The sequence below is a fragment of the Heyndrickxia faecalis genome (assembly GCF_040267745.1).
GTDB classification, from domain to species: Bacteria; Bacillota; Bacilli; order Bacillales; family Bacillaceae_C; genus Weizmannia; species Weizmannia faecalis.
Window position 1 is genome coordinate 2,817,684 of record NZ_CP158453.1, and the last position, 14,258, is coordinate 2,831,941.

Annotated in this window: 10 protein-coding genes and 1 riboswitch; of the genes, 3 read left to right on the forward strand and 7 right to left on the reverse strand. The window is 39.1% G+C overall.

Annotated features, from left to right (window positions below; translation table 11 throughout):
- Positions 1-6: 6 nt before the first annotated feature.
- The 5 genes from tenA to ABR335_RS13705 form a co-directional block, all read right to left on the reverse strand.
- A complete protein-coding gene (gene tenA / locus ABR335_RS13685) occupies positions 7-687 on the reverse strand; it encodes a thiaminase II (protein ID WP_407067039.1) in 681 nt (226 codons plus the stop codon).
- A 146-nt stretch (positions 688-833) separates the two neighbouring features.
- Positions 834-923, reverse strand: a riboswitch (TPP riboswitch).
- 330 nt (positions 924-1,253) lie between these two features.
- On the reverse strand, positions 1,254-2,147 hold the full coding sequence (locus ABR335_RS13690) for an alpha/beta hydrolase (protein WP_014095935.1): 894 nt from the start codon (positions 2,145-2,147) through the stop codon (positions 1,254-1,256).
- A 303-nt stretch (positions 2,148-2,450) separates the two neighbouring features.
- The gene (locus ABR335_RS13695; RefSeq protein WP_225621020.1) at positions 2,451-2,705 is read right to left on the reverse strand and encodes a hypothetical protein; all 255 of its coding nucleotides are present in this window, start codon (positions 2,703-2,705) and stop codon (positions 2,451-2,453) included.
- 529 nt (positions 2,706-3,234) lie between these two features.
- Positions 3,235-4,011, reverse strand: coding sequence for a class I SAM-dependent methyltransferase (locus ABR335_RS13700; RefSeq protein WP_014095937.1), 777 nt, complete (start codon positions 4,009-4,011; stop codon positions 3,235-3,237).
- A 339-nt stretch (positions 4,012-4,350) separates the two neighbouring features.
- Positions 4,351-5,898 carry an ImmA/IrrE family metallo-endopeptidase gene (locus ABR335_RS13705; protein WP_014095938.1) on the reverse strand — a complete coding sequence of 516 codons (1,548 nt, stop codon included), beginning with the start codon at positions 5,896-5,898 and terminating at the stop codon, positions 4,351-4,353.
- A 159-nt stretch (positions 5,899-6,057) separates the two neighbouring features.
- Between ABR335_RS13705 and ABR335_RS13710 the strand changes: the two genes are divergently transcribed.
- The 3 genes from ABR335_RS13710 to ABR335_RS13720 all read left to right on the forward strand — a co-directional run bounded on the left by ABR335_RS13710 (position 6,058) and on the right by ABR335_RS13720 (position 10,632).
- Positions 6,058-6,264, forward strand: coding sequence for a helix-turn-helix domain-containing protein (locus ABR335_RS13710; protein WP_014095939.1), 207 nt, complete (start codon positions 6,058-6,060; stop codon positions 6,262-6,264).
- A gap of 103 nt (positions 6,265-6,367) precedes the next feature.
- Positions 6,368-8,038 carry a DNA methyltransferase gene (locus ABR335_RS13715; RefSeq protein WP_014095940.1) on the forward strand — a complete coding sequence of 557 codons (1,671 nt, stop codon included), beginning with the start codon at positions 6,368-6,370 and terminating at the stop codon, positions 8,036-8,038.
- A 2-nt stretch (positions 8,039-8,040) separates the two neighbouring features.
- Complete coding sequence (locus ABR335_RS13720) at positions 8,041-10,632, forward strand: DEAD/DEAH box helicase family protein (protein WP_014095941.1); 2,592 nt, start codon at positions 8,041-8,043, stop codon at positions 10,630-10,632.
- Between the two features lie 352 nt (positions 10,633-10,984).
- On the opposite strand, the gene ltrA is transcribed toward ABR335_RS13720, so the two are convergent.
- Together ltrA and rlmD are read right to left on the reverse strand one after the other, a co-directional pair.
- Entirely contained in the window at positions 10,985-12,283 is a 1,299-nt protein-coding gene (gene ltrA, locus ABR335_RS13725; protein WP_350346255.1) for a group II intron reverse transcriptase/maturase, read from the reverse strand.
- A 478-nt stretch (positions 12,284-12,761) separates the two neighbouring features.
- Entirely contained in the window at positions 12,762-14,168 is a 1,407-nt protein-coding gene (gene rlmD / locus ABR335_RS13730) for a 23S rRNA (uracil(1939)-C(5))-methyltransferase RlmD (RefSeq protein WP_014095943.1), read from the reverse strand.
- Positions 14,169-14,258 lie beyond the last annotated feature (90 nt).

Genomic DNA, 14,258 nt, shown 5'->3' on the forward strand with positions numbered 1-14,258 from the left:
TGAAAATCAGACCGGCCAGTCTTGTTTTTTATCGTTCATATCCCAAAATAAATACTCATACTTTGAGGCTATTTGAAAATGGCGTTCTAAGACTGCCAGTTCCGTTTCTGATTTTCCGCTTGCCAGTTGGTCCATTAAGTCAATTAACCACTGCGTTCCGGAGCCGAACGTTTCTGAAGAATAGGTTTCGATCCATTTCTTGTAAGGATTGGCCTCCAATTTGTCTCGATGATTTAATTTCAGCAGCTTCCCAATTTCCCAATAATCCCAGGCACACGGCAACAAGCAGGCAACAAGTTCAGCCAAGCTTCCATTGGCGGCCACTTGCAGCATATAACTCGTGTAAGCAAGATTAACCGGTGTTGGTTGGGTTGCTTCTAAATCCGTCCGAGTAACGCCAAACTCGGCAGCGTATTGGCGGTGCAGTTCCATCTCAAAATGCAACGATTCATGGAGAACCGCAGCAAATCTCGTCATCATGTCGAGGTTACCCGCTTTCACAACACCCATGGCAAACAGTTTTGCGTACTCAACTAAATATACGTAATCCTGCTTTAAATAATAGATAAATTTATCTCTTTCTAAAGTTCCGTTCCCCAGTCCCACGACAAAAGGATGGTTATGGTTTTTCTCCCAAATCGGCTGGACACTTTGATATAGCCTTTCTGTAAAAGATCGTTTCAACAATGATTCCTCCTTGTTTACCGGGAAACCGAATGCGGTTTGCAAGCTGATTTCACCCTTGCCCCGAGCGATAGCCAGAGGCGGCTCCTCAAAATAAAAAACCCGCCCTCCATCGGAAAGCGGGTGTATCAATTACAAATCATCAGGTGTAATTTCATCACCTACTTCCCTTCGCTAGTACGAACTAGATCAGGTTCAAAGGGTACTTCTCAGCCAACCCGGCGCCCCTAGTAGATTATTATGAATATTCATTTACATTACTCTTACCATATCATAGTATCGTATTTTGTGCAACAGGAGATTTATTGTCCGTCTTTTAAGTTTTTGTAAAATATGGAAACAGAGCCAAAGAATGTTGACTCAAATGCTGCCCGTACCACGCTTCAGTTCCCGAGATACGGTATTTTTATTACAGCCAACCATATCAGTGATTACTTGCATGGATTTCCTTCTGCACGAAGGGTGGCAATCTTCACCATAGATAAACCCCCGTATTGATTGCGTTTTTATCGCAAACGGTTTATCATGTTTTTTTTCATTTATTTAGCTTGTTGCATTTGATTATCCAACTAGCCTTTTGTAATTTTATCAAAAAAGCCTATATAATCTACTATTGCATTTTCAAAATAATCACCTAAATAAATATCGAAATGTCCACAGTCATACTCTTTTATCGTTGCTTTCTTGGAGCGTTTTGCACACTTTATGGTTGCCCAAGCAGGTGCTAATGTATCTTTCCGACAAACCGCATAAAATATCGGTATTCCTATATTTTTAGTGTATCTACTAGGCGAATATTTAAAGAATTCTAAAACCGATCTTGCGGGGGCTTTATTCACAAACTTTAAATTTTCAGGCATCAACTTAAAAACCTTTTTGTAGTCAGAAACAGCCATCATCGCTACTTTCCCCGGCGCATCCACCAATTTAATCATGACCGGATGATACCCGGTAATAGAAGATAAAACGTCAGCTATGGCAAAGGGGAATATTTTTAGGGCAGATAGTGGTGAGACCGTTTTCACTGTAGCTAAGGTGTTTGTATATGGGCACTGTGCCACGGTTGCAAGAATATCTATTCGATGAGCTGATAGGGTTATAACGTGTCCCCCACTAAACGAACTTCCAAACAGGAGTATTTTACTATCATCAATGCTATCATTCTTTTTGATGAAATCAATGGCAGAGTTCCAATCTGCAAGTTGTTCTTTTACATTTATCCGTTGTCTTTTATTTCCGTCACTTGCTCCATGGTTACGATAATCAAATAAAAAGCAGGCATACCCGGCAGCAGCAAACCTTTCAGCATATGCGTCCAACCGCATTTCACGCACTCCACCCAAGCCATGAGCCATTACAATGACCGGGCACCTTTTATCTACATTGGGTAGATATAGCCACGCGCTACACCTTGTTCCATTTGAATAAAAGTCAATATCTTCTCGTCGAAATTGATTGTTCATTTTTCTCCCTTCTCCCGCTTTAGGCGAGCACAAACATTGCACGAAATAGAATTGACATATACGTATAAAAATGGCTCCACAGTGAACTACTCTCACTTCGATGGGTCACTCGAAGTAGGGGTTTCTCGACTTATCGTTACTTTACGAGCTAATGAAAGCTGACCAAGCGATCCTTTTTGTTCCAAGCGTTTATGTTTCATACTAACACCAATAAGCATATGCCTTCTTGTTTGTATCCCCGAATATTGCTCAATTCGTCCAGCGCAGTTTGTGACCAAAATACACGATACTCTTTGTCCACGCTTAAGACCCCTTGAAACATCTCCGAAGATACTTAAGCCCCTGTTCTTTGCTGTAAATGCGTCCGTTTCGCCGATCTTCGCGACTCTTTTGAACCTGACGAACAACTTCTTCATCTTTTGCCAGATATTCAACTTCCTTTTCGTTTAGTGCTTGTTCTCCCCGCTTGAAGGTTAAAAATTCAATAAAATCATACACTTCAAGGACATCTTGTTCAGGAATTTGATCAATCATCCGCTTTAATTCTTCACGGCTCACTCTCAAAACGTTTCACCGCCTTGTGGTTTATTTTCTCATTATATTTTTTAAATGCAAACACACTCCACATGGCTCAGGTGCTGTGAGATATCAGGACGTCCTATCCGTTAAGCAGAATCTGGGTTAGCCATGAGACATCTTTTAAAACGATACTCAATCAATAGCGTTTGCTGCGACATTGAAGGGTATTGATTCTGGCCCGGCCTTAAAATAGCAGTACCGGCCACTTTCCCTAATTTGCCGCGTTTCGGCACTGTCCAGGAAATGGCCGAAATTGGTTAAAAATACTTCAATTTCAGGACTTATATTTTCGGAAATCTATTTTATCAATGTCTTTATAATTGTTATGATCTGCTCTATAACTATTCATAGAGGAAGCCTCATAAACACATAAATATTGTTCAGGATTTAGTAAATAAAATTGAACATCCCCCTTTTGATGCATTTCCGGATCTTCTAATTTTACGCCTGCAAAATTGGGGAAAGTGGGTAGTTGTTCTTACCCGTTGCCCTGCAGGCGGTCAATCAGCTAAATAGTTGCCTTCCATATTGTCCACCGGTCTTTTTCAACGATGTTATTTTCCTTTGTCACCTTTTTCTGGACATAATCGGTCAGCAAACTTAGTTCTTGATCATCCAGTTCATACAAAATGCTTCTTCCTGTTCTCTCACTTATGTCTTTTAATAATTGCGCTTTATTCTCGTGTACCTTTCTTATTTCCCATAATTTAACTTCTTCGATTTTTTTGAACCCCGCTTCTTGCAAAGCCTCGATAACCGTTTGGCTGCTATGCCTGCGTTTTATTTCCTTTTCAATTAATTTTGGAAATAACTCAAATAAATACCCTCTGATGTTTGTGTTATCTCCTTCTAATAAGCAATCATCGGGTGTGCGATCTTGAATAATGAAAACTCCGCCATCCTTTAACAGTCTGTGTGCTTCTTTAAAACAAGCAAGCAAATCCCGAAGATGGTGTATTAACGCTCTTTCAATCACCAATTGAAAACTTTGGCTTTCTAAGCCTGTATCATAAGCGTTTCCGAGTTGAAAGGAGATATTTTTATAGTCTTTACAATTTTCCTTCGCTCCTTCAAGAATCGGTTCCGAAAAATCGATGCCTATAACAGTTTGAACGCCCATATCTGCCAAGGCTTTTGAATAAATCCCTCCTCCGCACCCGATATCTAAAGCGTTTGATATATGCTCGACAGTTAGCAGACTTCTCATCATGTCAATCCAGGAACGATCCGCAACACGGGTTGTATAAGTCAATCGATTTTGCCTACTGTGAAAATCAATTCCCATTTCTTATCCCTCATCTCTATTGAAAAATCATATTACTCTAAAAACTGAACTTAGGTTTTTATATTAAGACCAAGTCATCCATTCTGCATCATGATTGCTTCGCAGCCAGCAAAAAAATAGCAATGTTTAGCACATTTTATCCAGCTTTATTTTATTAAACTTCAGCGAAAAGAAAAATTCGGAAAATTTTATTGCAAATCATAAATATTCATTATGGTTCCGGTAATAAGCCATTTATTGGAGATTTTCGATGTTGAATAAAAAATAGCCCTAATTTTGGAAAAATTGATTTTCACAAAAACCTGACACGTATTTGGGAAAATGTCTGGGTTGTACGGCTCAATGCTGGCTCTCTTCGACGAATTCTTCGTGAAATTTCTTTAGCTCTTCTGAACGATTAAATACTTCCATATTATGCTTGTCCGGATTAAACGTCGGCACTCTGTTATAATCCGGTGTAGCTTTACGGAACATTATAGAATCGAGGTATACTACAATGTCAATTTTGGAGGCTTTATTTAGCTTTAAATCAAATAGAAGGCAGCATTCATCTACATGCAGTTTTGCATAATCTGTAAGATCGAGGCTTCCATTTTCTAACCTTTTAATGTATTTTGAGTCGTTAATAACGTAATGACCATCAACATAAATAAAATTACCGCTGTCTATAATCTTTGCGAATTCCGGATTTGCATAGTATTCAAAAAAGGAATCGCTTAGGCTAATACTGTATGTTTGATTCTTATGTAATGAGTCTGCTTTAAATGAATAATTGCTGATAAAGTGGTCATCGACGTATGTATATACACCTTCAACTTCCTTATATCCAAGGTCAAGCATCCTTATTTTGGCTGCTATCCTTGACACCTGGAAGAAGTCTGCCAATTCATACACGACGTTTTCCATTATATTTAACCTGTCATGAGTACCAAAAAGGAGCTCATTCTTTATTATCAGCTCCTCAATCTTTTTAATGGTCATTGATTTAGGCATAAGGATGCGAGGTGCTATTCCGTTAGCATGCCATTCCATCCAGTCTTCTGGTGTCCATTGCTTTTTGTATTTTGTTGTTTCGTTTACTCTACAGCTTATCAGCAAAGCATCGCTGTTATATGTCTTAACTAACTCATGGTATTTTCTATGCTTATACCAATGAACACACTCATGAATAATGGTATTGTTCATACACCCTATGTTTCGCATGAAATACACATTAGGATCTACGAGAATTGTTCCTCTTGAAACTTCCAAAGGCTTATATGTTCTTTCATTTCTGTCGTAATACTCTATTGTGCAATCGTCAAAGACTATTTGACCAAATATAGTGAAATGCTTTGTAAGCTGGATTTCCTTAACCTTAAGCCCCATTCTTTTCACTACTTCATCTACTGGAATGGGCATAGGAACACTTAATGCTTCTGGGCAAAACTCATTTAGAAACTCAGTAGCAACATCGTCAAACTGTTCCTTTTCTATAATTGGCACTAAATACTCAGACAGTCGGCCTAATTTGCTCTCTCTGTACTTGTTATATATTGAAACAGAGTTGATTTGAAAATTCTGAATCCCGTCATCAAGGTCAGCTTTACAGGAGATACGGAACCATTGTTCTATACCGTCAGTCTCGCGATTCCTTCGTACTGTTTCTGCTATTTCAACTTCTGCGGAAATAATTACATCAAATAAAATACTGTTACCTGGCGAGTCGGTTATGTCTATAGTTATAATGTCAAAGTCGGATAATGCCGCTTCATCCGGTGATTGCACACGGTATGAGTTGGATTCCAGCTTATCCGGGTTGTCCTCAATATACTCGGACAATTCGTCAAAGAGTTCATTGTAATACATATTTGCAATAACATCTCTGAACGAGCTGACGCTTGCCATACCGTACCTCCCAATAACACTTCATCATACAGACCAGATATTTCCTTATGTAAATTATAGCATGAATTTCGCAAAACACAATAATTAATTTGCGGGCTCAAATTTTTATTGTGTTTCATCCTACTTTGTGGTATTCTCTATAATGGCGAGGTGAAAATTATGACCGTAAGCTATAAAAAACTTTGGAAACTCTTAATTGATAAAGATATGAAAAAGAGAGATTTAAGAGAAGCGGCTGGTATTAGTACATCTTCTATGGCAAAACTCGGGAAAAACGAAAATGTAACGACTGATGTTCTTGTGAAGATTTGCAAGGCCTTAAAGTGTGATATTTCTGATATTATGGAGATTGAGCCGGATGAATAGTGTAGCATCAGCTTTTGTTTAATAGTAACGCAACAATGATGTTAATTGATTTATTATGAACAAAGCTGGAATTAATAAAATATTTTGAAGTGAGGTTATAGAGATGAATAATCAATTTTTTAATACTGTTCTTGAGATATTAAAACAGGATCAACGTTTTTTTACTGATAACGGGGAATTGCTACGTAATTCTGTATACGAAGCAGCAATGCAAATGGATTCAAATCTCATTAAATTACTATTATCAAACGAAGAAACTAAAAAGCGCTTCTTTACTGATATTGACGGAATTCTCGTTTTCGATAAAGTAGGATTCGGATGGGTAATAAACAACAGAGAATTCTTGCCTGATTCATATACTCGTTATAAAAATAAAATAGGCCTCGCAAACAGCCGAGATGAGTATATATCTACATCAAAAGATGTGGAACTCGTTTTTCCCTATAAAGACTGCATACTTGAAGGCGGTCAGACAAAAGAAGACCAAAAGCGGGAAGAGATATTTTACAATGAAACGCTTGCACCGGATGAAGTGGACAGGCTCTTATACCCCAAGGTATTCAGCAATGCAAAGCGTTATTATACCGATGGTACAGAGCCCGTCACCGAGTTTAAAGACACTGATAACCTCATTATAAAAGGAAATAATCTGCTTGCAATTTCTTCTTTACTCAAAAGATATGAGGGGAAAATAAATCTTATTTACATAGATCCACCCTATAATACGGGAACGGATTCTTTCGGATATAACGATAACTTTAAGCGTTCGACATGGCTCACATTTATGAAAAACCGTCTGGATATTGCTCAGAAGCTGTTGTCTCCTGAGGGTGCCATTTACGTTCAATTGGATTATCATCAGGTTCATTATGCTAAAGTATTAATGGATGAAATATTCGGGGAAAGCAATTTTCAGCGTGAAATTATATGGCGAATCGGTTGGTTGTCAGGCTATAAAACGACAGACAACAACTGGATAAGAAATCACGATACAATACTATTTTATTCAAAGGATTATAAAAGGCTCAAATTCATAAAAAATTATATTCCAAAAAGCGAATTCAAGGAAATAGCAAATACTAATATCGAAAGGTACCCTATCGAAGATGTTTGGAACGCAAATGAATACGACGACCTTAATAGCATTGCTATTGTATCGTTTTCCGGAGAAACCGTTTCAAAAATGCTCACACCTCAGGATGAAGTAAAAGGTCAGAAGTCCGAAAAATTAATAGAGCGAATAATAAAAGCGCATACAAATGAGGGTGATATCGTATTGGATTTCTTCGGCGGTACCGGTACTACCGCTGCAGTTGCCCATAAATTAAGACGACGTTATATAGTATGTGAACAACTCGATAAACACATAGATATCTGTATTCGCCGTATGAATAAGGTTATCGAAGGAGAACAAAGCGGCATATCAAAAAAGAACAACTGGCAAGGCGGCGGCTCTTTTGTTTATTGCGAGCTTGTAAAGCTAAATCAGAATTATGCCGATAAAATACAAATTGCCGAAAATGATAATGAACTTTCCGGTATTTGGTACGAAATGAAGGAAACCGGTTTTATAAGCTGCTATGTAAATCCAAAAGACATTGATATCGAGTCAGAAGATTTTAAATCTCTCTCATTTGATGAAAAAAAGCGTTTACTTATGGAGCTGCTTGATAAAAATCAACTCTACGTTAATTACTGTGACATTGATGATGAGGATTATAATATTTCAGAAGCTGACAAGGCATTTACTAAAAGCTTTTACGAGGGGGTATAATAGTGTACCTATATGAGCAAATTCAACAAGCAAAGAATTATGGAGCATACAAAGAATTACCAAAATATATTCCTGATAATCTAAATCCTTCTTTTGAATTACGTCCGTATCAAAAAGATGCCTTTTGCGATTTTATAACATATTTCGAAAATGAAGCACTTTGTAGAAAGCCAACACAGACACTTTTTCATATGGCAACTGGTAGTGGAAAAACACTTATTATGGCAGGACTTATGCTATATCTTTTTAAACAAGGATATAGAAATTTTCTCTTTTTTGTAAATTTATCTAATATCGTACAAAAAACAAAAGAAAATTTCTTAAATCGTACTTCATCGAAGTATCTTTTTGCTGATGAAATTAATATTGACGGAGAAAAAGTTAAAATTCGTGAAGTTAATAACTTCCAAGCAAGCGATCCGAATGAGATAAATATTTGCTTTACAACTATACAAGGGCTTCATTCAGATATATGGTTTGTCAAAGAAAACTCTGTTTCTATAGATGATTTTCGTGATAATAAAATAGTTCTTATATCGGACGAAGCCCACCATCTCAATGTTGATACTCGCCGCGGCAACAAAAAAGAAATTGAAAATTATAGGAGCTGGGAAAGTACAGTTAAGAGTATTTTTGAAATGAACAATCAAAATGTATTACTCGAATTTACTGCAACATGTGACCTTGCAAACGAAAATATAAAACGCGAATACGAGAACAAAATAATATTCGATTATCCTCTAAAGAAGTTTAGGGAAGATGGATACTCAAAGGAAATACGCACCATGCGTTCCGACATACCAATTATGGAACGAGCATTACAGGCGATTGTATTAAGTCAATACCGCTTAAAAATATTCGAAGATTTTCGCATTAGCTGCAAACCAGTTGTCTTATTTAAAGCTAAGACTATTGCTGAAAGCAAAGCGTTTATGAAAGAGTTTATTGATACCATAAAAAATCTGAATGGTTCAGTCCTAGAACGGCTGGCATCTATTACGGAAATAGACACTATGAAAAAAGTATATTCGTATTTTGAAAAAAACGGAATAACCTTTGAGCAATTGGCACAAGAAATAAAAGAAGCTTTTGGGGAAGATAAGTGCCTTTCAGTTAATGAAGATTCTGAGGCAGAAAAGAATCAAATAATTGTCAATTCGCTCGAAGATGCCGATAATCCCTATCGAGCAATTTTTGAAGTAAGAAAACTAGATGAGGGTTGGGATGTACTTAATTTGTTTGACATTGTACGTCTTTATGAAACTCGAGATGCAAAAAATGGCGTCCCCGGCAAAACGACAATAGCAGAAGCACAGCTTATAGGACGAGGAGCAAGATATTATCCGTTTAAAGTGGAAGAATGGCAAAATAAATATCAGCGAAAATTTGATAAAGATTTGGATCACCCCCTTCGCGTCTGTGAAGAACTATATTATCATTGCCAAAATGAATCTCGTTATATTGCCGAATTATATAGAGCACTAAAAGAAATTGGTCTCTATATGGAAAATACAGTCACGAGAACATATAAATTAAAGGATGAATTTAAAGCAGATCCACTTTATCAGCAAGGATATGTATTCTATAATGAAAGGCTGATAAAAAACAGATCAGAAGTTACAGGTCTATCACCTACTATACGCAATCATTCATATGATGTAACTATTGCAACTGGTCGTGCAGCTGAGGATACTATAATGTTAGGTGAAGAAGGAACAAAAGAGAGTTCGGTAACAACATACACTAAACATACATCTTTTGCTGAAATGGCAAGGATTAATTATTCGTTAGTACATCGAGCTCTTCGTAAGTATGATGTGTTTAAGTTCAATAGACTAAAAAGCTATTTCCCACAATTAAAATCTATAAGCCAATTTATCTTTGACGATAATTATCTTGGAAATGTAAAAATAGATATTACTTCAAGATATGAGGATCCTTCACCTGCTATCCTTTATGAGGCTTGCGTCAATGTTTTGAAAAAAATAGCTACTTCAATTTCTAGTATTGAAGAAACTTATGAAGGATCTAAAACGTTCATTGCAAAATATATTCGAGAGGTATTTAAAGATAAGCGGGTAAATTATACTAATCCTACAGATGGAGGCTTAGGTGTTTCACAAAACGATAGTACTGTCCCTATGGCCTGGAAGCTTGATTTATCTAAAGAAAATTGGTTTGTATTTGAAGATAACTATGGAACATCAGAAGAAAAAGCATTTATTGCGTATTTCAAACAATATGTTGATAAACTAAAAGCTAAGTATGATAAAGTTTACCTAATACGGAATGAGCGCCAATTAGCAATATATTCTTTTGATGGTGGTGAACGCTTCGAACCAGATTATCTATTATTTTTACATTCGCCTAAAGTTAATGGGTATGAACAACTACAGATATTTATTGAGCCGAAAGGTACCCATCTTGTAAAAAATGATGGATGGAAAGAAGACTTTTTATTACAACTTGAATCAAATGCCATTCCTGTAGTTAAATTTGCAGACGACAATAATTACAGGATATGGGGATTCCATTTCTTTAACAGGGATTTAAGACGTAAAGAGTTTGATGAAGATATGAATCGGCTTTTATAATATCGCATTTATACAAATATTGCTAAATTTATATTTGATTTACATCTATCCTGTATCCTCAACCCCCGAAAAAACGGCGGTTATCTAATCTGGTAACTCAACTATAGATTTTCGGGACGGTTGATATGTTCCCTCAAGCAACAAAAATAGGGTTTCCTGACATTGCCACACATCCGGCAGATCGGCCTTGAGAAAAGCTAAATGTCTGGAAACCCTTTATTTACAAGCTTTTCAGTTTTTTATTACTCAACTCTTGATAGAGTAGAACAGTGGGAATACCACCGTCCCCTCATCAAACCGTACGTGCGGTTTTCCCGCATACGGCTTTCCGATATTCTTCTTCCTTCAGCATTCAGCCGCAAATACTTGCCAGTCCTGCCTGTACGGTCAATTCTCTGACCTTAGCCGCATTCGCAAGCCTGTAGTTGCGTTGTTTCTTCCGATTGTACCACCGGGTAAATTTGTGATTGATATACTTATCTATCTTCCACAACCATGGTCTGGCAAATCGTCTGGTATAATAGTTTCTCATACCAATGATTTTTGGATTGAGCAGCTTCACCATTTTTTCCATGCTCAACAGCAGTTTACTCGGACTTGCAAACACCTCTTTTATGTTGGCTCTCATTTTCTTCATAGCCTTCTTGGACGGTACCTGCTGTAATGTCCAATACCACTGCCAGCTTTTGTTTCTGAAACGCTGAAATCTATTATTAAAGCCAAGAAAATCAAAACTGTCTTTTCCAAAATACATATCAACCAGCCTTGTTTTCTCACTATGTAGTGTTAATTCCAGCTTTCTCATAATCCACTTGACTGCACGTAAGGCTTCCTCTGCATGAGATAATCTCTTGCACAGTATCACAAAATCATCTGCATAACGTACTAATTCACCCAGATGTCCAAAAGCTTTATTCCAATATATATCAAAATAATTCAGATATACGTTGGATAACAATGGTGAAATAACTCCGCCCTGTGGTGCCCCAACTGTACTTTCACTGTACTGACTGTCTTCCAGCACTCCTGCCTTCAGCCAGCCTTTTATCAGCTTCAGCACTCTACGGTCAGTTATTCTCTGTTTGACCAGCAAAAGTAGTTTGTCATGGTTGATGCTCCCGAAATAATCTTTTATGTCAGCATCTATTACCCATAATGCCCCACCTTTGTCAGCTACTTCGAATATCCTATCCATTGCCTGTTTAGCACTTCGTTTCGGTCTAAAGCCATACGAACAAGGCTGAAAATTGGCTTCAAATACTGGTTCTATTACTATCTTTGTAGCCATCTGTACTACTCTGTCCTTAATCGTAGGTATTCCTAATGCTCTTTTTCTACCATCTTGTTTTGGAATATAGGTTCGTCTAACAGGCTTGCATCGATATTTCTCTGTCCGCAATTCTTCCGCTATTTCGTTCAGCAGTTTTTCTTCGCCGTACGCTTTCACGTCTTCAATACTGACTTTATCGACACCACCTGCTCCACCATTCTGTTTTACCCGTTTCCATGCTTCTTCTAAGATATCCTTACGGTATATCTTGTCATATATTGCATAGAACTTTCTCTTTCGGTCAGCTTTGGCTGCAAGGTATAGTCTGTTTTGGAAGTCTCGTACTTTTTCATGGGTGTTAATAGCTTTATCGGCAATCACCGGTAACTACCTCCTTTACAGACATGAATAAAGTTGTGCCCCTTTCCTATGTACAGTTTTGCTGTCTGTACAATCTTCGGTACTATGAGCACTTCTGACTGCCTCTTTGCAGGATTGCAACTTCGCTATCGCTTATATGCATCCTCTTTACAGTTTCCTGTGCAAAGTAGGCTCTCTCCAGTTCCGACAAATACTTTCCTAACGTGTCACTACCTCTACACCGCAGGGTTCCTAGGTATTGCATTTAGGGTTCTTCATACCGTCTGCTGTCTTCGCTGTTGATGTCCCAGCTCGACTCCCTGTTGTTCCCTTTCGGGAATGTCAATAACGGTGCGGCAGTATTCACTTCATGTTACGACCCGTCAGTTTGTCTGCTCTTTTCAGAGCATTCCGTAACGCTTCAACGCATAAATTGCTTCATACGCTGGTTACTGACTAAGTGGCTGCCCTACCTTTACCACTACAGGACTTTCACCTGTTAGCATTTGCCAGCTTCGCTGGACGCACACATCAATGTGACGCACTCCACATGCACCGTATGCGGAAACAGGTCCACCGGCTGGACGGCAGTCAGTTTGTAGCCAAACGGTTCGAGTTCTTTTATATCCGTTGCAAATGTGTCCGGATTGCAGGAAACATAGACGATCCGCTGTGGTTTTGCCCGGCCGATTTTGCGCATCACTTTGCCGCCGGCGCCGGAACGCGGGGGATCGAGGAGCAGCAGTTCCGGGTTGCCGAAGCTTTCCAGCACTTCATCAATCCCTTTGCGTGCGTCTTTGGCAAGGAAATATGTGTTTGAAATGCCATTGTCTTTTGCATTCCGTTTGGCAGATTCAATCGAGGTTTCGACGATTTCAATGCCGGCAAGTTCCCCGACACGGTCCGCAAACGGCAGCGAGAATGTGCCGACGCCGCAGAACAGGTCAATCATTTTTTCCGTTTTCTCCGGCCGGCCCATTTCAAGCGCAAGATCGACGAGTTTCTGTGCCTGTACCGGGTTGGTTTGGAAAAATGTATCGAACCATATCCGGTAACGGTAACCGCCCATTTCATCGTAAATAAAATCACGTCCAGAGAGGACATGTGTTTTTTCCGCCTGTGTCCGGTCTGCCCAGTCGGTATTTTCGAGCCAGAGCAGGCTTTTTACTTGCGGGAATTTGCCGGTGATCCGCTCTGCCAAATCGCGGGCCGCTTCAGCTAGTTCCCCATCCGGCGCTTTTGTTGCAAACAGGGCGAGCATCATTTCCCCTGTTGCAAAAGACTGGCGCACCATTAAGTGGCGTAAGAGGCCTTCGTGCGCATCTTTGTCATAGCCTTTTAAGCCATGCTCTTTTACCCACGCGGCCACTTCCATCGTGCCATCCACCATTTCTTTTCCGGCAATCAGGCAGGTTTCAAGTGGAATCACTTTCCGGAAATTCCCTTGCTCATGGAGGCCGAGCGATCCATCCGGAGCAAATGTAAATTCCATTTTATTGCGGTAATGCCAAGGATTGTCCATGCCGATCGTATCACGGACAAGCGCCGGGTCAAAGCCTTGTGCGGCAATGGCTTCTTTTACATGAGCAGTTTTTTGTTTTAACTGGCCCTCGTATGCCCAGTGCTGCCAGACACAGCCACCGCAACGGTCAAAGTGCGGGCACATGGGCACCACCCTTTCCGGATGGGCTTTCAGAATTTCATCCGGCAGCGCCTTTCTTCTTCTTTTCTCCGGCTGATCCACGGTGACGCGTACTTTTTCCCCCGGAAGCGTACGCGGAATGGTCAGTTTTAATTTTTTCGCGTTACCAAGTTCATTTTCACGCCAGACAACCGCCTGCCCGGAACCTTTTGCATCAAGGCCGCGGATTTCTGTCACCAATGATTCCCCTTGCAAAATGGCCAATCCAATCACTCCTTCCATTGAAAAACAAATATCTTGAACACGTTTAAAGTGTAAAATTTTCGATTCAAAAAAACGGGCGTTTCACTGCCT

Bases quoted from the DNA above. Each gene is read 5' to 3' on its own strand.
- ABR335_RS13705 (WP_014095938.1), bottom strand. From the start codon at position 5,898: ATGGCAAGCGTCAGCTCGTTCAGAGATGTTATTGCAAATATGTATTAC.
- ABR335_RS13710 (WP_014095939.1), top strand. From the start codon at position 6,058: ATGACCGTAAGCTATAAAAAACTTTGGAAACTCTTAATTGATAAAGAT.
- ABR335_RS13700 (WP_014095937.1), bottom strand. From the start codon at position 4,011: ATGGGAATTGATTTTCACAGTAGGCAAAATCGATTGACTTATACAACC.
- ABR335_RS13715 (WP_014095940.1), top strand. From the start codon at position 6,368: ATGAATAATCAATTTTTTAATACTGTTCTTGAGATATTAAAACAGGAT.
- ABR335_RS13690 (WP_014095935.1), bottom strand. From the start codon at position 2,147: ATGAACAATCAATTTCGACGAGAAGATATTGACTTTTATTCAAATGGA.